General features: G+C 50.3%; 17 protein-coding genes. 9 read left to right on the top strand and 8 right to left on the bottom strand.

The features are described 5' to 3' along the window. The first annotated feature begins 3 nt into the window (after positions 1-3). From B160_RS0122705 to B160_RS0122695, 3 genes are read left to right on the top strand one after another with little or no spacing between them, the layout of a single operon-like run. Positions 4-1,383 carry a hypothetical protein gene (locus B160_RS0122705; RefSeq protein ID WP_018630247.1) on the top strand — a complete coding sequence of 460 codons (1,380 nt, stop codon included), beginning with the start codon at positions 4-6 and terminating at the stop codon, positions 1,381-1,383. Between the two features lie 41 nt (positions 1,384-1,424). Next, positions 1,425-5,774 (top strand): DUF6531 domain-containing protein, encoded by a 4,350-nt coding sequence (locus tag B160_RS0122700; protein WP_018630246.1) that lies wholly within the window; start codon positions 1,425-1,427, stop codon positions 5,772-5,774. A 4-nt stretch (positions 5,775-5,778) separates the two neighbouring features. Beyond that, a complete protein-coding gene (locus B160_RS0122695) occupies positions 5,779-6,342 on the top strand; it encodes an SMI1/KNR4 family protein (RefSeq protein ID WP_018630245.1) in 564 nt (187 codons plus the stop codon). 142 nt (positions 6,343-6,484) lie between these two features. Here B160_RS0122695 and B160_RS0122690 read toward each other — a convergent pair whose 3' ends face one another. Together B160_RS0122690 and B160_RS0122685 are read right to left on the bottom strand one after the other, a co-directional pair. Continuing rightward, on the bottom strand, positions 6,485-6,748 hold the full coding sequence (locus B160_RS0122690) for an SRPBCC family protein (RefSeq protein WP_018630244.1): 264 nt from the start codon (positions 6,746-6,748) through the stop codon (positions 6,485-6,487). 215 nt (positions 6,749-6,963) lie between these two features. Next, a complete protein-coding gene (locus tag B160_RS0122685; protein ID WP_018630243.1) occupies positions 6,964-9,069 on the bottom strand; it encodes an endonuclease MutS2 in 2,106 nt (701 codons plus the stop codon). 423 nt (positions 9,070-9,492) lie between these two features. Here B160_RS0122685 and msrA point away from each other — a divergent pair, with 423 nt between their 5' ends. From msrA to B160_RS0122665, 4 genes are all read left to right on the top strand, one after another. Continuing rightward, positions 9,493-10,146, top strand: coding sequence for a peptide-methionine (S)-S-oxide reductase MsrA (gene msrA / locus B160_RS0122680; protein ID WP_018630242.1), 654 nt, complete (start codon positions 9,493-9,495; stop codon positions 10,144-10,146). A 174-nt stretch (positions 10,147-10,320) separates the two neighbouring features. Beyond that, the gene (locus B160_RS0122675) at positions 10,321-11,364 is read left to right on the top strand and encodes an agmatinase family protein (protein WP_018630241.1); all 1,044 of its coding nucleotides are present in this window, start codon (positions 10,321-10,323) and stop codon (positions 11,362-11,364) included. Between the two features lie 38 nt (positions 11,365-11,402). Then, entirely contained in the window at positions 11,403-11,999 is a 597-nt protein-coding gene (locus B160_RS0122670; RefSeq protein ID WP_018630240.1) for a hypothetical protein, read from the top strand. A 103-nt stretch (positions 12,000-12,102) separates the two neighbouring features. Next, positions 12,103-13,413, top strand: a complete 1,311-nt coding sequence (locus tag B160_RS0122665) for a radical SAM family protein (RefSeq protein ID WP_018630239.1) — start codon at positions 12,103-12,105, stop codon at positions 13,411-13,413. A gap of 258 nt (positions 13,414-13,671) precedes the next feature. On the opposite strand, the gene B160_RS0122660 is transcribed toward B160_RS0122665, so the two are convergent. After that, on the bottom strand, positions 13,672-14,097 hold the full coding sequence (locus B160_RS0122660; protein ID WP_018630238.1) for a DUF6069 family protein: 426 nt from the start codon (positions 14,095-14,097) through the stop codon (positions 13,672-13,674). Between the two features lie 89 nt (positions 14,098-14,186). Then, positions 14,187-14,879 carry a Crp/Fnr family transcriptional regulator gene (locus B160_RS0122655; protein WP_018630237.1) on the bottom strand — a complete coding sequence of 231 codons (693 nt, stop codon included), beginning with the start codon at positions 14,877-14,879 and terminating at the stop codon, positions 14,187-14,189. 170 nt (positions 14,880-15,049) lie between these two features. Between B160_RS0122655 and B160_RS0122645 the strand changes: the two genes are divergently transcribed. Next, entirely contained in the window at positions 15,050-16,927 is a 1,878-nt protein-coding gene (locus B160_RS0122645; protein ID WP_071597065.1) for a chloride channel protein, read from the top strand. Between the two features lie 544 nt (positions 16,928-17,471). Continuing rightward, a complete protein-coding gene (locus tag B160_RS0122630) occupies positions 17,472-17,975 on the top strand; it encodes a CAP domain-containing protein (RefSeq protein WP_018630232.1) in 504 nt (167 codons plus the stop codon). Positions 17,976-18,314: 339 nt separating this feature from the next. Here the strand turns inward: B160_RS0122630 and B160_RS0122620 are convergent, their stop codons facing one another. The 4 genes from B160_RS0122620 to prmA all read right to left on the bottom strand — a co-directional run bounded on the left by B160_RS0122620 (position 18,315) and on the right by prmA (position 21,544). Then, entirely contained in the window at positions 18,315-18,644 is a 330-nt protein-coding gene (locus B160_RS0122620; RefSeq protein WP_157558181.1) for a hypothetical protein, read from the bottom strand. Between the two features lie 286 nt (positions 18,645-18,930). Next, positions 18,931-19,743 (bottom strand): M48 family metallopeptidase, encoded by an 813-nt coding sequence (locus B160_RS0122615; RefSeq protein WP_018630229.1) that lies wholly within the window; start codon positions 19,741-19,743, stop codon positions 18,931-18,933. Positions 19,744-19,984: 241 nt separating this feature from the next. After that, positions 19,985-20,632 (bottom strand): glycerol-3-phosphate 1-O-acyltransferase PlsY, encoded by a 648-nt coding sequence (gene plsY / locus B160_RS0122610; RefSeq protein WP_018630228.1) that lies wholly within the window; start codon positions 20,630-20,632, stop codon positions 19,985-19,987. 84 nt (positions 20,633-20,716) lie between these two features. Continuing rightward, complete coding sequence (gene prmA, locus B160_RS0122605; protein WP_018630227.1) at positions 20,717-21,544, bottom strand: 50S ribosomal protein L11 methyltransferase; 828 nt, start codon at positions 21,542-21,544, stop codon at positions 20,717-20,719. Between the last annotated feature and the right edge of the window lie 94 nt (positions 21,545-21,638).

The following is a 21,638-nucleotide window of genomic DNA, read 5'->3' as shown; positions in this document are numbered from 1 at the left end:
CCCATGAGTACTGCTGCCCCGTCCATTGCGCATGAATTCTACAAGGTCCGCGAAGCCTGGGCACGCGTGGATCCGTTAAAAAGCTGGAAGCTTGCGATCTGGATTGCCCAATACCAGGAGATTGACATTATTGATAAATTTATGGAGACCGAGCGGCTGGCCATTGGGGTGTTTGAGGATATTTTTTTCCGTTTTGATACCACTTATACCGGCGATCCTGAATTGTTTGAGCGGGAGCTGTGGCTGGAATATCAGGAATGGTTTGCTCCCTGCCCCGACCCCCGGTACGATATTTACGGCGCCTTAAAAAAAGACGGGATCCTGGATGCCGGTTTCAAACCCGATATCCGGCCGCTCTCCGGGTTTGGCGGACTGATGAAGGAGCTCCTGCGCCTGAAGGCCAGCCTGAACAGCCCGGAGGCCAACCACTTCCTCCTCTATTTTCCCTCCGGAAGTCCGGACGCCGTAAGCCTCAAGCCCTGGCTGAAAGATCAGCTGAAAAAAGGCATCCCCGGGCAGGTCCGGCTGGCAACGATGGACTATGGCCCCAAACGGAAGATCTATATACCGGACCCCGACCTGAGGCCATTGGTAGTGGAGCTGGTGCCCCGGCTGGATATGACCGCGGCCATCAACAACGAGCTGGATAAGAACGGGGGTACCAGCGATACTGTAAGCATCGAAAACCGGCTCCGGAAGCAGATCCGTGTTGTCATGGACACCACGCTGGAACACTCGCCTTCCTTAACCGCAAAGGAAGTTACCAAACTGATGGCACTGGCCAAAGAGGCCCGCAGCAATACCACTTATATTTCTTCCCTGCTGGTAGCCTCCCAGGCACACTATGCCATAAAAGACAGCGGGCCCAGTGAAGCCTATGCCGTTGAAGCCATCCGGCAGGCCCGGAAGGCAATGGAGGATCAGGACCCCGCAGGGTACCCTGTATGGCGCTCCTGCATGATGCTGAGAGGCGGGCTGTTTGCTGCCAAACGCAAATGGGAAAACGCCATACAGATCTATGATGAAATGGCGGAAGAAGCCACCCGACGGGCAGACGCTTTTTTTATCATGGAAGGACACCGCATCAGCGGGCACCTATACTTTATCAGGGGGCGCCATCAGCAGGCGTTTGAAAAATGCCTGCTGGCCATGGCAGGCGGTGCCTATATGGACCAGCAGGTGATCCGGCAATCCACATTTTTACATGCGGCATTCATGGCGGTGCACCTGGGTAAAAAACTCAAAGCTCCTGATGAGCTCGTACATCTTTACGACCAGCTCCGTGCCTGGATCGGCGAAGACTGGGAGGAGCTGTTAACCGAAATAGAAATGCACAATATCCTGGTAAAACCCAAAGGTAAATTTTCAATTCCCATAGGATAAGTTGCGTTAGAAAATAAACGTTTGAAACAAAAAAAATTGGAATGAGCAGCGCTAACACAGCCGCCAGTAAGAGCTTCGGAGAAACCTTCGCAGAAGTAAAAGGCGGTATTGATAACATTCAGAAATCCATGGCCAGTGTGCTCCCGTCCTTCCCGGGGGTATCCGGCGGTAAGTACCTCGACATGGCCATAGGGCTGGATTTTGACCAGACCATCCTTCCTCCCTGCCCGGTCTTTCCCGTACCCCATATCGGTCTGGTCTTCGACATTTTTGCAGCCATTATGAATGCAGTAGCTTCTGCGCTGCCCGCGCCTCCGCCCTCTATTACGGAAGGGGAAGACGGCGGCAGCCCCTCGGTGGCCAGTGTAGCCAGCTTCCTGGTCAATATGCTGAAACCCTCGGTAAAGGTACACGGCCAATGGGCCAGCAATGCCGGCACGCCCATTATGCACCTGCCGGGCATTGTACTGCACCTGATCCCGCTTACCAAACCCTTTACCACTTCAGAAATGTGGATGGGCAGCAGCACGGTGCTGGCAGACGGGGGCCCCTACGCTACCCAGTTCCACCCCTCCCTTTCCTGTAACCTGGTAGGGTTTCCATCCCTGCCCCGGAAGAACAAAATACCGCGGCTGAAATTTCCGCTGATGCTGCCTACATCCATCCTGCTCTGCATCTTTGCCGGCAACGGAAGGGTGCTGGCCGGCGGGCCTCCCACCATTGATCTCTTTCAGCTGATGATCAAATTAGGATTAAAAGGATTGAGCAAGGCCCGCAAAAAAAAAACCAAGGCTCCGGATACCAAAAGCCCGGAACTGGGGCATGCGCAACCCGCAAAAAAATGCGACGGGGTCAGCGAGCCGGTCGACATGGCCACGGGAAAAGTATATCATACCAATACCGATTTTGAATTGCCCGGCCCCATTCCTTTGCAGTGGAACCGCACCTATTACAGCAATGCCGAAGTAGCCGGACCTCTTGGATATAACTGGCACCACAGCTACAATATGGGATTATATGATATGGACAACGGCTATTTTACCCTCCGGTTGAGTGACGGAAGAGAAGTGGCCCTGCCCAAAATCCATCCCGGCGAAGTGCACTTCAACAGAAAAGAGCAGCTCTTCTTTCAAAACGACAAAGAAGGCTGGTTTGTAACCGATGCCGGGCAGCGGCAGTACCGGTTCAACGGTCCGGTGAACGCAGATGGTTTTCATACCTTATCCTCCGTATCGGACCCGTCGGGGTTCAGCATCAGCTTCCTCTATGATCTTAAAGGTTGCCTGAAGCGGATCATTGACAGCCGCAACCAGGTGCTGCAGGTAGAAAATGATGCGTTGGGGCATATCACCCGCATCTTTACGATCGTGGATGACCGGGAGATCAGCTTCATCCGCTATGAATATGATGCAGCAGGAAACATCGCAGGGACCTTTGATGCAACCGGTGCCGAAAAGCATTTTTATTATGAAGGGCACTTGCTGGTAAAGCTCACCAATCAAAACGGAATGAGCTTTTACTGGGAATACGAGGGCAAGGGAAACGATGCCAAATGCATCCATGTATGGGGCGATGAAGGCGTGCTGGAATACTGGACCGAGTACCAGGAGGGCATCAGCATTACCCGCAACAGCCTGGGCTATACCAGTACCTACTATCATGACAACCGGTTCCTGAACTACAAGATCGTAGATGAGAACGGAGGGATCACGCGGAGGTCATACAACGAATATGAAGAACCGGAAGTAGTGGTAAACCCGGAGGGCGGGGCAGCGCAATACCGGTATAACAAATATGGCAAACCCCTGCGCATTGTTAATGAGAACGGGAATGACACCTCCTTCAGCTACGATGATCAGCAGCGCCTCAAAAGCGTTGTAACCCCGGGAGGAAGCTCCCGTATTTTTACATATGACGAAAAGGGCCGGATCACCAGCAGCCGGAACGCAGACGGGCTTACCATCGAATACGAATACGAAGGGCTTTATTTAAGACGGATCATTGATCCCAAAAAAAGGCCGGTTACGCTTTCTTACGACCAGCAGCACAACCTGACTGCGATCCATTATGCCAACGGGTTAAAACAGCAGTGGAGCTATGATGCCCTGGGATATGTAACGAGGCATACAGACATACGGGGCAATACCACCGAATACCGGAATGATGATGGTGGCAATGTACTTTATATAAAAGAGCCCGATGGCAATGAGCACCATTTCAGCTATGACACCAGTGGCAACCTGATCCATGCCAGGGACCGTACCCGGCAGGTGCATTTTGAATATGGACCACTGGGCGTACTGCGGAAACACATCCAGAACAACCGTACCATCCAGTTCAATTACGATACCGAGCTGCAGCTCAAAAGCATTGCCAATGAAGGCGGGGAACTGTACAAGTTCGGACTGGACGGGCTGGGGAACGTAGTGAATGAATGGGGGTTTGACGGGCTGCACCGCCGCTATCTGCGGGATGCCAACGGGCGGGTAACACGGGTGCTGCGGCCGGAGGAGCGCTGGACCAGCTATGATTACGACAGTGCGGGCAATATTGTAAAAGAAGAGCACAGCGATGGCACTATGGCCGCCTATAAGTATAACCCGGACGGATTGCTGGTGGAAGCGTTCAACGAGCACAGCCATATCCAACTGCAACACGACCGGGCGGGGCGCGTTATCAAAGAGACACAGGGCGGTTACAGCGTTACAAAAAAATATGACCGGTATGGTAACTGCATACATACGGGCAGCAGCCTGGGGGCCGATATCCGGACGGAGTATGACGAAGAAGACTGGATCGCCCGGATCAGCGCCACCTCCCGTCCTCATCAGGGCCCCGATGCCGACAGCGACGGGACGCCCGGCTGGGCCGCCACCTTCCACCGCGACAGTAGCGGCCTGGAACTGCACCGGGAGCTGAGCAGCCAGGTTTCCGTAAAAACGGAACGCGACCGGCTGGGGCGCGTTACCCGTCGCAGCATCGGCGCACAAAATGTAGAACAGAGCCGCACCCGCTACGACTGGGGTACGGGCAATAAGCTTAACCGCATGGTAAACGAACTTTCCCGGACCAATAGCTTATTTGATTACGACGCATTCGACAACCTCATCAGCGCAACTTATGAGGATAAAGACGGCACCACAGAAACCATTTACCGCATTCCCGACAAAATAGGCAACCTGTTCAGGACCCGCGACCGCAGCGACCGCAAATACAGCAAGGGCGGCCGTTTGCAGGAAGACGGCCGGTATACCTATCATTACGACGGAGAAGGCAATCTCATTTTCAAGGAGTTTAAACACAACGAAAACCCTTCCGCAACGGTGCATACGGCCTATGCCAAAGAACAGGGCATCAGCTTGAAGCACAGCGGTACCGGCTGGATCTATGAATGGGCGGGCAATGGCACCCTCCGGAAAGTGATCAACCCGGGCGGCCTGGAAATCGAATTTTATTATGATCCGCTGGGCAGAAGGATCGCCAAGATGCTGCCGGATAAAAACGCGCGTTTTTTTGAGGAAGACCGCAGCACCGTAACCCGCTGGGTCTGGGATGGCAATGTGCCCCTGCACGAGTGGAGCTACCGGGGGGCCTACCCGCCTAAAAGGTCTATTGATGCGGACGGAACGATCAGCGAAGAAAAAGAACCCGTCGAAAACCTGGTTACCTGGGTGTATGAAGAAGGCATGTTTGTGCCATCTGCAAAAATTATGGAGGAAGAAAGTTACACTTTATTGTCTGACTATATAGGCCGGCCCACCCACTGTTATGATAACAAGGGAAATATCGTCTGGCAATATGAATATGATATTTATGGGAGTCCGGTAAAACTGAAAGGTAAAAAGAATTTTATACCTTTCCGGCAGCTGGGGCAATATGAAGATGAAGAACTGGAAGGATTATATTATAACAGGTTCAGATACTATGACAGCTCCGGTGGCGGGTATATCAGTCAGGATCCGGTCGGTTTAATGGCGGGTCTGAAATTGTATTCTTATGTGAAGAATCCCGCAAACTATGTTGATACGCTGGGCCTGCATGAAGCAATCGGCATTTTAAATGGAAAACCGGTTTTGACAAAGAACGGGAGCTACTCATGGATCAGCACTCCCGGATCTTCAAAAGCTCCGTTTAATGGTTATGGAGCTGCCGGGCACAGTGAAGCAAAAATGCTTGAACGCTTAGAAACCACTCTTGGGAAAAAAGGATTGCAGGGAGGTCATCTTGAGATTATTTCAATGGGACAAATGACAAAAGGAGGAAAATCGACGCTGTCAACACTGCCGCCATGCCCGAGGTGCATGCAGGGATTGGAAGCCTTTGCAACAAGAAATGAAATCAACATCACTTATAAATGGGAAGGAGGAGAACAGAAATTCCAGGGACATTAATACTATGGTAACGATAGAAACTATTCAGCAGAAAATTCAGGAAATTTCAAATAGCGGGAAATTCAGTTTTACATTTAACAAGACCATTTCAACGGATGCGTTAAAACTATTTGAAGAAAAAAACAATGTCCTTCTTCCTGATGATTACAAGTCGTTTTTAACCAACATCGGTAATGGCGGCCCGGGGCCAAACTATGGCATTTTAAGTTTTGATGAATCATTAATCGATTTCAAGCTGGATAGCAAACCCCGGATAGATATACAGCGTCCGTTTGCTTATCATCAAAAATGGAATGCGGATTGGATCTCCCGATTTGACTGGGATGATGACAGACCCGAGCTAACTATTGTTAATGAATATATGGACGTGGGGCATATATCCGGGTGCCTTCAGATTTCCCATTACGGGCATGGGTGTACAAATTTGCTGGTCGTAAACGGAGCATGCTCCGGTCAAGTCTGGTTTGATGCCCGGGCCGATTATGGAGGGATAGAACCGGAGCAGGATCCAAACGGGAACACGTATTCTTTTTTTACCTGGTATGATGCGTGGTTAAGCTCCCTGTAAAAAGGATGCCTGGAGTAACGGAACTGCACCGGTTCGCTCCTGCACATTGTCTTGCTGCAGACCTGCGCAAGGTGTGGAAATGTAAGCAGCTGCCTTTCAGGCCTCTTCCGGAAGCGTTTCTTTTGCGATCCGCTTCCAGTTATTAAATACTGGTTTCGCGCAGCTCAAACCGGAGCTTTTGTTCCGGCACCCATTCCAGGATCGTCTGCCGGATCACTCCTTTATCGGAAATGCATTCCCGGGTAGCACCAACGCCCTCACCATTACCGGCCAACCGGCATTCAACCGGCTTGGGAAGTCCAAAAAGAAAATAGCAGGGCTTCCGGTCGTCCATTCTTGAATGAAACAGCAGTGGCCATAACTGAGCCGGGGTAGCATTAAATTTCCTGTAGGTCTTCAGTTGCATTGATTAGAGCAATTTATGATATCATCGGTCATTGCCGGTGTCGGACGCAGGCCGCATTTTTTGTACTATCTATTTTGTAATTAAAATTTCTAATTACAATTTCTTAATTACAAAAATTCCGCTTCACACAGGTCCTCTTGCATCTTGCCTTGCAGCAGGCCGGTGCAAGGTGGCCGCAGGCTTCACATTGCAAATATCAAATTGCTGACTTCCGCCTAAACCTTCGCCTCCTTCTCCTTCACCACTACCAGGTCCGCCAGCTCCACCTGCATGGGCAGCAGCCCGATCTTTACCACCGCCCGTTTGCTTTTGATCTCGAGCACTTCGCCCACCTGGTGATTCCGTTTCATCTTTACCTTATCTCCCACTTTTATTTCTCCGCCAACCTCCTGGTATTTGGATTCGAGCTTTTTCTGGATCTTGCCGGCCGCCTTCTTTTCATTCTTATTAAAAAGAAGCGCATGGATCTGTTTGATCAGCTTTTGCTTGTCCTCCTCCTTCTTCCATTCGACCGTGATCTGTTTGAGCTTGCGTTCCGTATCCTTGAGGTAGGCGATCCGTTCCTCGGATATTTTATTCTGCTCCCGCAGCAGGTTCATCTGCTGGCGGTGTTTTTCCTTATCCATCACCCGTTCCATTTCCTTTTTCAGGCGTTCATTCTCTTTGATCAGCCGCTCCAGCTCCTGGTCCTTCTTCGTCAGGTCGCGCAGGTTCTGCTCCGTTTTGTTCAGCAGTTTATCCAGCCGGTACTGGTCATCGTCCACCATCTGCCGGGCCTGGTTGATCAGGCGTTTATCCAAACCGATCCGCTCTGCGATCGAAAAGGTATAAGAGCTTCCCGGCCGTCCAACTACCAGCCGAAACATCGGCAACAGGTTCTTTTCGTCAAAGGCCATAGCACCGTTTACAATACCGTGCGTTTTCCCTGCCATCACTTTCAGGTTGAGGTAATGGGTGGTTACAATACCGTAGGAATGCTTCTTCAGCAGCTCCAGCAGGATCACTTCCGCAAAAGCCCCGCCCAGGTTGGGATCACTGCCGCTTCCCAGCTCATCAATAAAGAACAGCGTTTTCCCATTGGCATGTTCCATAAAATATTTCATATGGATCAGGTGGCTGCTGTAGGTACTGAGCTCAAACTCCAGGCTTTGGGTGTCCCCGATATGGATCATCAGCTGTTTAAATACTCCAAACTCACTGTTGGGATGCACCGGCACCAGCAATCCGCTTTGCACCATCATCTGCAGCAGTCCCACCGTTTTCATGGTAACGGTCTTTCCGCCGGCGTTCGGTCCGCTCACCACCAGTATCCGCCGGCTTTCATCCAGGGCAATGGATACCGGGAAGGTTTGCTTACCGGAGCGTTTGTTATATAAGTACAATAAGGGGTGGTAGGCATTTACCAGGTGTACCTGCGCCTTGTCTGCCACCACGGGGAATTCACCGTTGATGTCGCCCGCAAATTTTGCCTTGGCCCGTATAAAATCATATTCCCCCAATACCGTATGCCATGTGTTCAGCAGGGGGGCATGGGTGGATAAGGTTGCGGTAAGCTGCCGCAGAATCCGGTCAACCTCTTTTCGTTCTTCATGCTCCAGGTCGGTCACCTCGTTATTGAGGTGCATGGTCTCCTCCGGCTCAATAAAGGCTGTTTTTCGGCTGTCGCTTTCGCCATGAAGGATGCCCTTAACTGCCCGCTTCTGCTCGGCAAATACCGCGATCACACGGCGGCCGTTCATAAAGCTTTCCTCGATCTCCGCCAGGTAGCCCTGCTTGTTGAGCTTTGCAACGATCCTGTCAAAAATACGCCGGAGCTCTATGCGTTTTCGGTACAGGCTGATCCGGATGTCCTTTAAGGCAGGCGATGCGCTGTCCTTTACCTGGCCGATCTCATCCACCACTTCGTCGATCAGGCTGATGATGGCCTTTTCATAGTACGTATCCTTTATTACCCGGTACAGGCATTCATAGGCTTCTTTGCGTTCTGCATCAAACCAGCGGAAGATCTTTTCAATGCTCTCCGCCAGTTTCCGGATCTGCAGCAGCTGCTCCCCCGTAAGCAGCGCACCGGGAATGGCTAGCAGCTTCAGCTCTTTTGCCAGGTTCAGGATATAGTCATTGGGAAAATAGACCGCGTTCTGCAGCAGCTGTTTAAACTCGTGCGACTGCTTCAGCTCCTCATCAATAAACCGCTTATGGGTGTGAATGCGCAGTTCCGCTGCCTTACGCTGCGCATAGTCCGTTTCACAATGCTTTGCCAGCAGTTCCCTGATCTTATCAAACTCTAATTGTATGTACGCCGATTCCGGGTATAATTTCATAAATGTGCATTCCGATTTTCAAGCCTGCAAAGATACGAAGAGGAAATACTAAATACTAAATTCCAAAAAACAAAAATGCCGCTGTACACGGCTTGCAGTCGCACATAATTATAACCACTCAGCGTAACTTTCAGTCTCGCATGAAGATTAAACCAGTTGCATTCCAAATTGTCGCCCTTCAAATAAATGCAAGGTCTCCCTGAACTTGTTTCAGCATCTATTCGGCATCAATGCATGGTTCAGGATGACCCAAAGCAGGCTTGTCATTGCGCCATTGATTTTGTGTTCACAAATGGAAAACTCAGCATGACTGCGGCAATTTGGAATGCTCCCCATTAAACTTTCTCCCGCCTTTCCGTGTTATTACATTGTATTTTACCACCTGAATTTGTAATTTACAGCGTGTAAATAAACTATCTCTACTTGAAAACAATCATTCCCATATTATTATTGACCGCGCTGGCGGCAACAGCCTGTGCGCAGAAAAAAAAGGAGCCCGTGGTTTTTACAGGGCCGGCAGCAAAATCTTCTACAATGACCCAACAAACAGACACAGCTACCTTTGCAAACGGGTGCTTCTGGTGCACAGAAGCGATTTTCCAGGATGTCAAAGGCGTTTCATCCGTTACCAGCGGCTATACAGACGGCCATACAAAAAACCCGACCTATAAGGAAGTATGCACCGGCAATACCGGTCATGCAGAAGCCCTGCAGATCGTTTATGACCCCTCGGTCATTTCTTTCGACGAGCTGCTGGAGATTTTCTGGAAAACCCACGACCCCACCACGCTGAACCGGCAGGGCGCGGACGTTGGCACGCAGTACCGCAGCGGGATCTATTACCACAATACCGCCCAGAGGGAAAAGGCAGCGCATTATAAAACAGCACTGGATCAAAGCGGGGCTTTTGACAACCCGATCGTTACAGAAATAAAACCATTCAGTGTGTTTTATCCCGCCGAAGATTACCACCAGGCATATTTTAACAATAATGAAGGCAAAAATCCTTATTGCTCCATGGTGATCCGCCCCAAAGTGGACAAATTCCGTAAAGTATTCAAAGACAAGCTGAAATAGCAGTTAGAAATAAGATAGGAGATTTCAGATAGGAGATCTGAGCATTGACCTGCGTATAAAGATCTCCTTGCTCGGTTCCCAACGCTCCAGACCTCAATATAAAACAAACGTTAATTGTTGTGTGATGCCGTAAAAAGCACATACCTTTGCGCCTTCCAAAAAAAGGAGACAACAATGCTGGACTTAACAAATTTTGATCAGAACTGTGTTGCCAACCCTAATAACAACATCTTTGGGCTACCCAGTACTGAAGAAAATGCCGATCTGATCATCATCAACGTTCCCTGGGAAGTAACCGTAAGTTATGGAGCCGGGACGGCAAGAGCCCCCGAAACCATCTTAAAGGCCAGCATGCAGGTGGACCTGTATGACCCGGATTTCCCCGACGCCTGGAAAAGAGGATATTACCTGTTGCCCACAGACAGGAATGTGTTGTTGAAGAGCGATTTTTTGCGCAAGGAGGCAGAACTGTACATTGACTATATCTCCAAAGGTGAAGAACTGGGTAAGAACCAGTTCATGTGCCGCACGATCAAAGAAGTGAACGAAGGCGGAACCTACCTCAATAACTGGGTATATGACCAGGCCAGGAACCTTCTGGACAACAACAAGCTGGTTGGGCTGCTGGGAGGCGATCACAGTACGCCGCTGGGCTTATTGAAAGCACTGGCAGAAAAACACGGTGAATTCGGGATCCTGCAGGTGGATGCGCATTGCGATCTGCGCAAAGCCTACGAAGGATTTGTGTATTCCCATGCCAGCATTATGTACAATGCATTGAACGAGATCCCGCAGATCAAAAATATTGTGCAGGTAGGCGTCAGGGACCTGGGACAGGATGAATGGGAATACATCCGGAACAGCAACTACCGGGTGATCACCTATTTTGACCAGGAGATCAAAGAACGGCAATTTGAAGGCGATACGTTCAAAAACATCGCCGATGAGATCATCAGCAAGCTGCCGCAAAAGGTCCATATCAGTTTCGATATCGACGGACTGGATCCTAAGCTATGCCCCGATACCGGTACGCCGGTTCCCGGCGGATTTGAACTGGACCGCATGTTTTACCTCTTCAAAAAAATTGTGGAGAGCGGCCGGCAGCTGATCGGGTTTGACCTGGTGGAAGTAGGCACCGGCGAAACCGACTGGAACGCCAATGTAGGCGCACGTGCACTGTATAAGCTGTGCAACATTCTTGCGGGAAGCAATCAATAGATCCGGCGCATTTTCTGCGGGATCAAAATCAGGCATTATTGAATCATCAGGAACCACATAACAAACCGGCTGTAACATCCGCAGAAACAGGCCCGGAGTATCACTTTGTCATTCCCAACACACGCAGGCTTATCTACCAGGTTTTTGCCTATGGCATTATTTTCCTGAACCTGCTGGGACAACTGCTGATGGATTACCGGCGCAACAGCCCCAATCTGAAGATCAGCATCCTGGTATGTGCTGCACTCTTCGTATTGCTGATCCTCTGGGATATTTACCGCTTAAGAAAAAAGAACACCCTGCAATCGCTGGGCATCATCCTGCTGATCCTCGGGTTCCGCTGGTATCAATATGCGCTGGGCTGGGGATTCGTCATTAATGTAGCGCTGTGGTTCCTCTACCTGATAGCACGCCGGAAGCTGGTGATCACGGTTTCCACACAGGAGATCCGGTACCCCTCCTACCCTGTAAAAAAGATCGCCTGGGACGAAATCAGCAACCTGGTGCTCAAGGACGATATCCTGACCATTGACCTCCGGAACAATAAAATATACCAGCATTTGGTAAAAGATGCCGATCAGGAGGTGGATGAAGCAGAATTTAACGACTTTTGCAGGAAGCAGATGGAGCGTTGAAAATTTGAAGATTTGAAAATGTGAGAGCGCCGGCTATTGAATATTAATTGTTGTATACGCTGTATCCAGGATTATACAACAGAAATCCAGTATCAGATCAGAAATGAAAAATCGGGAATTAGAAACATCGCCTTACCTGTTATACTCTGATGGCAACGGGAATATTTTTGAAGATACCAGCCTGTATGCGGTGGGCCGCAGCGGATGGGACGCCCTGCCCGTACCTGTGGAGGAATGGATCGAATTGCCGGAAGGGGGCTCACTTTACGAATTGCCCCAACGCACAGGGATCGGGATCGACGTTCACACCGGCGAACTGCGGCTATGCGAAAAAGGCTGGGCAGTAGCGGCTTTTATTCCGCCTGCGCACACGGGTTTTTATATCGCCGCCTATGAAACCCGGCCCGGAGCCCCCACCCTTCCGCTGTTTTGCTATACCGCCGTTGCGTGGCAGCACAACCGGTTTTACGTGCCCGCGGTGCGCATAGAACAGGACATCCGGCAGGAGTGTGCCGGCTTTGATGCCGACAAGGTAACAACGGGAGTGGAACATCTTACCAGGGCCTATCCGCATAACCGCCTGGTAAACCACCTTGCGCATAACTGCGCGCTGACCTATCATTGCCCCGCCGCAAGAAATTATTTTATCGGCCGCTGGGAATGCCCCGTGCCCGCCTCGCCTGCGTGCAACGCCAATTGCGTGGGATGTATCTCCCTGCAGCCGGACGAAGAGACCATTGTTTCTACCCAGGACCGCCTGCAGTTCAAGCCTACGGTCGAAGAGATCGTGGAATTTACCGTGCCGCACCTGGAAACCGCGCCTTACCCGCTGATCAGCTTCGGACAGGGCTGCGAGGGTGAGCCCCTGCTGATGTGGGAAACGCTGGAGAAAGCGATCATCGAAATCCGCAAGCATACCTCAAAGGGCAGCATCAATATCAACACCAACGGATCGAAGCCGGATGCCGTGAAGCGTCTCTGCGAAGCGGGGCTGACCTCCATCCGGGTAAGTACCAACAGCGCCCGCAGCGAGGTCTACATGCCCTACTACCGCCCCAATAATTACCAGTTCGAAGACATTGTGGAGAGCCTGAAAGTAGTGAACGGTTTTGGTGGCTGGACCTCCATCAACTATTTTGTATTTCCGGGAATGACGGACAGCGTTGCAGAATACGAAGCCCTGCGGAAACTGATCCGCGAAACGGACCTCAAAATGATCCAGTGGCGCAATTTTAACATCGACCCCGACTGGTACCTCGGAAAGATCGGGGTAAGCGAAACCGGCGAGTTCATGGGCGTAAAACAGCTGATGGAGCTGATCCGGGAAGAATTCCCCAATTTAAAATACGGGTATTACAACCCACCCATGGAGCGGATCAAAGGGAAATACGAAGCAGACTTTGCGCATTACTGATCCGTATTCATTGTTTCAAATGAGCGAGCCGGTTTCCCGCAAAGATGCAAAGGAACGCAGCGCCTGGCTGATTGCTGGTAGTTAAAGACGGAAGGCTAACAAGATCATTCATCTTCGGTTCCGGTGACCAAACAAGATCCCCATTTTCCGCAGCGATGCAAAGGAGCAGCGGACGCGGCAGTTTCCTCCAAACCTGATGGCTGATCGCTGAAAGCTCAATTCTCAACTCTAAATCCTCAATCCTGCTCAACACAGCCACTACATATAAATATCCTGATGCTTTACCAGCCAGGGAACGGCGATGGTAGCAAATACGCCGGAAATGACCACAATGCCCAGCAGAAGATGTTGAAACTGGGTGGTGACAGCAGGGTCGGGCGACCGCTGCACCTGTAAGGTACCATAAATACAAAGCGCGGTAAATAAAGCAGAGAGTACGATGTAGATCCGGTCGCCTTTTTTAAAGCACCGGTCAATTGCCGCAAACACGATCCCTGCCAGCGGAAGCGCAAAGAGGGTAGCAAAAATAATGGTTGATACATTCACCAGCTCATGCAGCGGGAATGTGGTGGACTGCCGGAACAGCACGTCATAAATAAGATTAAATACGGTGGCAATATAGCCCGCAAACAAACCTGCCATCAGCGGTCTATAAATGTGACTGTTGTAATTTTTTGTTTCCATTTTGCAAAAGTATGATATAAATCACACTTTTAAAAACCAATTCCTTTATTAAAACAGTCTGGTGCCCGGAGGCCGTGAAAGTGTTGCTGCTATTCCGTTTTTGACCGGACCAGCTTCTCCAGTTTCCTTTCATTCAGAAGGGCAATATTTTTCCCGCTTGTTTTTATCAGCTTTTCCGCTTCCAGCTCGCTGGTCATCCGGGAGATCGTTTCGTAAGTGGTTCCTACATAAGAAGCAATATCCTGCCGGGTAAGCCTGATATCAATGAACCCCTGCTCGTTAATGCCGAAGCTCTCTTTCAGCATCAGGAGGGCTTCGGCGATCCTTCCTTTCACCTCCATATGCGCCATATTGCGCACGCGTTTTTCCGTTGCCTCCAGCTCGTTTGCATAAAAGTCCATCAGCACATAGGTAAGCCGGGGATTTACCTGCAAGGTGGCTTCAAAAAAACGGATGCCGATGTACATCAGTACGGTGTCCTCCAGTGCCGTGGCCGATACGGGGTACACTTTTTCCTTTCCCAGCCCCCGGTACCCAAGCATATCCCCGCTTTTTGCAAAACGGATGATCAGCTCCTTCTCCCTCTCCCAGCGCTGATGGATCTTTATTTTCCCTGCATTGATAAAAAACACCCCTTTTACAGTATCATTCTCTGAAAAAACGGCCTGCCCTTTTTTTACAACAAGCAGTTCCCTGTTGATGTCGATCACCGTTCGCCATTCCGCTATGCAATGGCGGTAAAGAATATTATTGCCGGAATGCGGCAGCTGTTTTTCGTTCATTCTGTGCTCAAAAATAAAAAAATACCATCAAGAATATACCGGGTTGTCTCACAACACTTTCTCCCGGACCGCGGCCGTATTCCCGCGCACTGCCGGTATTTTTTGATCTTTTTTGCTTAAAATTATGATTTATGTCATAATTTTGCAGCCTCTTTTTATATAGATACAATATGAGCATTCCAATTTCGACCTCCCTGCAATCTACACTGGCATCTGAACACATGGAGCACCGGCCGTCAACAAGAAAAAACCGGCTGGTATTTATTTCCCTGCTGGCAGTGGGTATCGGCATGCTCATCAGCGTGGTTGCCAAACTGTTGATCAGCCTGATCAACCTGGTGACCAACATCTCCTTTTTTGGCAGTTTTTCGCTGGCGCACGCTACACCCCAGGAGCATCATCTGGGTCCTCTTGTCATCATTGTGCCGGTGATCGGTGGGCTTATTGTGGGGCTTATGGCGCTGTATGGCTCCCGGGCCATCAGAGGCCACGGCATTCCCGAAGCAATGGAGCAGATCCTTACCAACAACAGCAAAATAAAACCCACCATCACCTACCTGAAGCCCCTGTCCTCCGCCATCGCCATCGGCACGGGGGGGCCATTTGGAGCAGAGGGCCCCATCATTGCTACCGGCGGAGCGCTGGGATCCACACTCGGACAGCTGCTGAAGATCTCCCACCAGGAGCGGAAAGTGCTGCTGGCAGCCGGCGCCACGGCGGGCATGTCTGCCATATTCGGATGCCCCATCGCAGCCATCTTCCTGGCCATCGAGCTGCTGCTGTTCGAATTTTCAGCCGCTGCCATTTTCCCGGTTGCCCTTGCCTGCATCACCGGTGCTGCGGGTCATCATTTTTTATTCAGCAGCGCGCCCGTCTTTGCAATAGATCATGTGATCGGCACCCCCTCAAACACGGCATTGTTCCTCTATAGCGTTGAAGGGATACTGATCGGCCTGCTTTCGGTAGCCGTTACAAAGATCGTTTACTGGCTGGAAGAGCTTTTTGAGCACCTTCCCATCCACTGGATGTGGTGGCCGGCGATCGGTGGTCTGGCTGTAGGCATTATCGGTTACTTTCACCCCAATACGTTAGGAGTAGGTTATAACAATATTACCGATGTGCTTTCCGGAAGCTTATCGCTGAAGGTGATCGGCCTGCTTTTCCTGTTCAAATTCCTTTCCTGGGCCATTGCCTTATCGAGCGGAACATCCGGCGGTACCCTTGCACCGCTGCTCACGATCGGCGGAGCCGCAGGGGCCCTTACCGGCCTTGCTTTACAACATTTCTTTCCCCAGCTCGACATCTCCGTTTCCCTTTCTGCACTCATCGGCATGTCGGCCATGTTTGCGGGCGCCTCCCGGGCGCTGCTGACTTCGATCCTCTTTGCGTTGGAAACCACCGGGCAGGTGAATGCGTTACTGGCGCTGCTGGCGGCCTGTTCCATTGCTTATTTCATTTCGCTTTACCTGATGGAGCATACCATCATGACCGAAAAGATCGCGCGCCGTGGTGTAAAAACGCCTGTTACCTATACCCCCGATGTACTGGAACACTACCAGGTAAAAGAAGTCATGAGCAACGAAGCCTTGCTGATCAGCGACGAAAACCCGATCGCGGATGTTAAAAAATGGCTCGATCAGCATCAGGACGACCATGCCAACTACTTTATTGTTACGGGAACGGACAATACCCTGAAGGGGGTGGTGAGCTCCTCCAGCCTGCGCAGCGAGCACCACGACCAGGAAAAATATATCGGCTCCCTCATCAAACGGAAATCTGCATGGGTGCGTACCAATGATCCGCTGAAAACTGCCGTGGAGATCATGCTTCAGTTTGATATGGACCTGCTTCCGGTAGTGGATAACAAACAGGAAGTGGTAGGAACCATCAACTATAAGAACATTATGACCGCCTACAAAAACGTTCAGAATGCCACGGAGCATAAACAGATCCATATTTCATTAAAAAGGCAGACGTTAAAACTCCTTGCCAAAGGAAACCGGCTCATCTACAGGAGCCAGCACCGGCAAAACAGCGGCAACCAATAGCGCATTGGGGCCGTATCAGAAGTTTTTACTTTGTCATGCCGTCCCGATCGCAATCGTATGGCCATAAGCCTTTGGACTAAAAAGGTCTGCTCTTTTGATAGCAGGCCCCTATTGGATTCCCGGAACCATCCGTTTCATGATGAAATAAACGAGGCTGGCCGGCAACTGCAAACTTCCGTTCGCGGTACAGAAGGAGCACAAGGAACAGAGCACAGCAAGCCTGTCCGGCCGGGTCATCGGGCGGACTCGGACCACAAGTTGACGGCGATGGTGCGGATACTGAACGAGGCGCAGACCGTAAATTGTATCTCCGCAACCATTTGGGATGATATACATTTTAATACCGGCCCACTATGACGTTCCAGTCAGATCGCTTTCTCCAGGCACCAGGCGCTCATTCCACATTCGCACATTTCCACATTTTCACATTCGAAATTGTATTCTGTGGCATAAAGTTTGACCGGTAACTATATCTTATCCATTGATAATGCGCTCCGGCCAATACGATCCTTGCCAGCTGCACATCAAAATAAAACAGGGCTTTATGATCCGTATCTTTCTTCACACATTCCGTTTCCTTCCCGCCGCGCTTATCTGCTTCCTGGTGGCCTGCTCCGCTTCCCAAACAGCGCAGCGTACCGGTGATGGCGCTTTCAGCAGCCGGGAATTTCTGAAACAGATCAATGCAGTAAGGGCAAAAGGGTGCAATTGTGGCGGAAGGAAGTATGCAGCCGTACCGGCACTGAGCTGGAACGATAAGCTGGAAAACACTGCGGCCGCCCACAGCAGCTATATGTTGCGGACGGGCCGGCTTTCGCATACCGGGCGCAACGGGGCTTCGCCCGAAAAGAGAGTATCGGCCTCCGGTTACCGCTGGCGTTATGTGGCTGAAAACATTGCCATGGGGCCGCAAAGCATCCGGGAAGTAGTGCAAACCTGGCTCCAGAGTCCGGCACATTGCCGGAACATAATGAGCCGCAGCGCGACCGAGATCGGTGCCGCCCGCTCCGGAGCCTATTGGACATTGGTGCTGGCCACTCCTGATTAACCGGTAAACCACCAACCGCTTTACAATGCCCGGTATCCACGCAACGAATGGGCTTGTAAAGAATTACCGCCCCTTCACAGGCTGCCCTTTAGTATTTTAAAATATACCGGTCCCGGAGGTCTCGGCTCCTTCCGGTTCCTCTGCCGGCGGAGCAGCGCCGGAATACCATGTTTTATATACGTCGAAAAGGAATCGCATCCGGCGGTAAGATACGGTGCGCTTTGAACCGCAGTCCTGATAGCCGTCAGCGTACCTGCTGTATGCTGTCAGGCACAACAAAAAGCCCCGTTCTGCGTGTACAGAACGGGGCTCCGTTTCAACCCTGCCGTCAGGCAGATCTTAAACCAGCTCGGCCCTTCTTTTCCCTTTTGTGTGCGCGCTGCTGTCGCGCTCTGTTTCACAACATTTTTCAAACCGGGTAGCGGTCCACACATGATCCAGCTCCACACTATCCATCCCGGAGTAGCCCTGGTCGGTAAGCCGGCACCAGCTGCGATCCCTGTTCAAATCGGTTACGATCTTAGAAGTAGATTTCGGATGCGCCACCCAAAACTTCGTATTATCTTTCAATGAAGGCATCACCTCATTCAAAATGCCATTCAGCTGATTTTCATTCACAGCAAATACCAGTGCAAAATCAAGCTTTCTTGATTTTAACAAAGGGGTCATGTTTTTTGCGAATGATAATTTACTGAATTGTTTTTCGATGGATGAGGGAAGTCCTTGAATTAAGAGATTTTTTTCTTCTGCGTACTGCAATTTTTCGAACACTGTTTGAGTCATAAGAACTTGAAGGGGTTTATTAAAAAAATCTGACTTAAATACTCAATTAGCAAACAAGCTTCATCAATTAAAGTGCAAAAGTACGAAAAATTAGCATTGGGGACAAGCTTTTAATATAAAAGCCCCTACCTGCAACCAGGTAAGGGCCTTACACATTAATATTATATATACTTTATTTTCCTACGGGACGGTAATATTTCATTGCTTCCGGCATAAATTTCCGCAATTGCTCAATCCTTCTTTCCGGACCGGGGTGCGTGCTCAGAAACTCCGGCGGCCGGCTTCCCTGCGCCTGGGCCTGCATCCGCTGCCACAGCCCGATCGCTTCTTCCGGGTTATACCCGGCCATGGCAGCCCAGATCATTCCATAATGGTCCGCCTCCAGCTCCTGCTTGCGCGAAAAAGCCAGTATGCCTACCTGGGATCCGAGACCAACGGCCGTACCAAATACCTGCCGCATACCATTGGATGTTTTATTGGCCATAAAAGCATCCAGGATATTGGTACCATATTGAGCGGCAATGGTCTGACTCATCCGTTCATTGGTATGCCCAAACAGCGCGTGGCTTACCTCATGCCCCATTACGTTGGCCAGCGCGGCCTCGTTCTGTGTGATGGGCAACAACCCGGTATATACCACAATTTTTCCTCCCGGCATGCACCAGGCATTGGCTTCATTGCTTTGTACCAGTCTTGTTTCCCATTTATATCCGCTCAGGTCTCCGCTTAAATTATTTTGTTTGTAAAAGGTATTTACCGCATTAATGATCCGCTGGCCTACCCGGTTCACCATTTCCGCATCCCGGTTATTAGAGCTGGCAACCACCTTATTGGATGAAAGAAAGGTCTGGTACTCGGACACCGCCATCTGCTGCAGTTCAGCTTCCGGTAATAATTTCATCTGGCTGCGGCCTGTAATGGCATTGGTAGAGCAACCCGCCCCCACAGCAGCTACAACCAGCATAAAGAATAAGTTCTTGATCATAGTAATGGATTTTAATTTGCTTATAAACAATCTTTATACCAAAGTCGAAAAGTAATCAGCTGTTAGCTACCAGTTATCAGCTATTAATCATTAGTTGCTGGCTATTGGCTGTCAATGTCCTGAAATTTGGTTTCGATTTTTAGCTTTTGAAGTTTGATGATGCCCTTAGGATTTAAGTTATCAACCCGGCCGCTGATTTCCTGTCCGATTGCTGCTGACGCTGAAGGCCGACTGCTGCCGGCTACCGGTTGCGCTGTTTGCGCCGGTCCCTGTTCTTAAAAATAGGCACCTTGTTTTCCGCACCCTTAAGGATACGGCCGATGTTCTTTTGATGGGTCAGGATCACCAGCAGGGCTACTGCAACGGCAAAAACCCTGTAAAAATGATTGTCTACATTAAAGATAATCAGTATAAAAACGGGAAAGGCGAGGCTGGCCAATATAGAACTCAGCGAAACAAAACGTGTCAGGTACAATACCAGTATAAAGATACCCGAGCAGGCCAGCGCCGTCCAGGGGCTAATGCCGATCACCAGGCCAAACAGGGTAGCAACGCCCTTGCCCCCCCTGAAATTGGCCCATACCGGAAATATATGCCCCAGCACGGCGGCGATCCCGAATATGAGCTGGATATTTAGAAATGCAATATCATTATTGGCATATTCCGGAAGGAACAATGCCAGCTTTACAGCAAGAAATCCTTTCAGTGAGTCGCAGATCATCACAAACGATCCCCATCTGGGGCCCAATACCCTGAAAGTGTTGGTGGCACCGGCGTTGCCGCTGCCATAATCCCGTATATCAATTCCAAAAAAACCTTTGCTTACCCATACAGCGGTAGGAATGCTGCCTAGACAATATGCCAGTAAAAAGAGTAGTACATAATTCATGTATATCCCAACTAAATGAAGTACAAAAATAGCAATAAAAAACCAACCGTCATTTAATAAATCCTTAACGCAGCAGGCGCGCTTTTACACAAGAAACCGCAGGCATAACCAATTATCTTTCAAGAACCTGCCATCAGGGATCAGCGCACATTCCACCGCCCTGTTCACAATACCGGCTTCATCGGCCAGCAATAATCCGCTCAGGAGCAGCACGCCGCCGGGTGCCAGCTGCGCCTTCAGCTGCGGCAGGGTTTCCATCAGTACATTCCTGTTGATGTTGGCCAGGATCACATCAAAAATTTCCTCCTGCCCGGCGCTTCCCGATTGTTGCAAACGGATGCCGGGGCAATGGTTGATCTCAAAATTCTCCCGGGCGTTCTCAATGCTCCATTCATCGATATCTGTGGCGAGAACTGCGGCAGCTCCCTGTTTACAGGCCAGTATCGCCAGGATGCCGGTGCCGGTGCCAAAATCAAAAACGCGTTTGCCGGCAAAAGAGATATCCCGCATCTGCTGCATCATCAGCCAGGTGGTAGCATGATGCCCGGTACCAAAGCTCATTTTAGGATTGATCACAATTTCCTGCTCCACATTTTCAAATGGCTGGTGGAACGATGCCCGCACCGCCACAAAACCATCAACAACCACCGGATCAAAATTGGATTCCCATAAGGCATTCCAGTTCTGCGGTTCCAGCTCCTCCATTTTATACCCGACATTCAAGGGAACGGTAATGGCGTCCAGTTCTGCTGTGGTGATGCCCGTATTGCTAAAGAACGCTTTTAAAAGATGATCGCCCTCTTCAAAACCGTCTGCCCTGTCGGCAAGCCCTGCGATCAGCAATTCTGAGATGGCTTCCGTAGTATGTAAAAAGACGACTTCTGTATATTTTCCTCCCGATCCCATCTGCATTCTTTCTTTAAAGCTTAATAATCAAAGCAAGCCAAGGTATATCAAATTCACTGCATCTGCAAATTCTTTTCGTGCTCGTATGCCCGGAAACTTC

This window comes from Niabella aurantiaca DSM 17617 (assembly GCF_000374125.1).
GTDB lineage: Bacteria > Bacteroidota > Bacteroidia > Chitinophagales > Chitinophagaceae > Niabella > Niabella aurantiaca.
Note: the sequence above shows the minus strand (reverse complement) of the source record. Positions and strands in the feature narration are given on the sequence as shown.

Excerpts from the sequence above, each read along its gene's own strand:
- B160_RS0122700 (WP_018630246.1), top strand. The coding sequence starts at position 1,425 with ATGAGCAGCGCTAACACAGCCGCCAGTAAGAGCTTCGGAGAAACCTTC.
- B160_RS0122620 (WP_157558181.1), bottom strand. The coding sequence starts at position 18,644 with ATGACCCCTTTGTTAAAATCAAGAAAGCTTGATTTTGCACTGGTATTT.
- prmA (WP_018630227.1), bottom strand. The coding sequence starts at position 21,544 with ATGCAGATGGGATCGGGAGGAAAATATACAGAAGTCGTCTTTTTACAT.
- B160_RS0122675 (WP_018630241.1), top strand. The coding sequence starts at position 10,321 with ATGCTGGACTTAACAAATTTTGATCAGAACTGTGTTGCCAACCCTAAT.
- B160_RS0122655 (WP_018630237.1), bottom strand. The coding sequence starts at position 14,879 with ATGAACGAAAAACAGCTGCCGCATTCCGGCAATAATATTCTTTACCGC.
- B160_RS0122685 (WP_018630243.1), bottom strand. The coding sequence starts at position 9,069 with ATGAAATTATACCCGGAATCGGCGTACATACAATTAGAGTTTGATAAG.
- plsY (WP_018630228.1), bottom strand. The coding sequence starts at position 20,632 with ATGAATTATGTACTACTCTTTTTACTGGCATATTGTCTAGGCAGCATT.
- B160_RS0122645 (WP_071597065.1), top strand. The coding sequence starts at position 15,050 with ATGAGCATTCCAATTTCGACCTCCCTGCAATCTACACTGGCATCTGAA.
- B160_RS0122615 (WP_018630229.1), bottom strand. The coding sequence starts at position 19,743 with ATGATCAAGAACTTATTCTTTATGCTGGTTGTAGCTGCTGTGGGGGCG.
- B160_RS0122630 (WP_018630232.1), top strand. The coding sequence starts at position 17,472 with ATGATCCGTATCTTTCTTCACACATTCCGTTTCCTTCCCGCCGCGCTT.
- B160_RS0122695 (WP_018630245.1), top strand. The coding sequence starts at position 5,779 with ATGGTAACGATAGAAACTATTCAGCAGAAAATTCAGGAAATTTCAAAT.
- B160_RS0122690 (WP_018630244.1), bottom strand. The coding sequence starts at position 6,748 with ATGCAACTGAAGACCTACAGGAAATTTAATGCTACCCCGGCTCAGTTA.
- B160_RS0122665 (WP_018630239.1), top strand. The coding sequence starts at position 12,103 with ATGAAAAATCGGGAATTAGAAACATCGCCTTACCTGTTATACTCTGAT.
- B160_RS0122705 (WP_018630247.1), top strand. The coding sequence starts at position 4 with ATGAGTACTGCTGCCCCGTCCATTGCGCATGAATTCTACAAGGTCCGC.
- B160_RS0122660 (WP_018630238.1), bottom strand. The coding sequence starts at position 14,097 with ATGGAAACAAAAAATTACAACAGTCACATTTATAGACCGCTGATGGCA.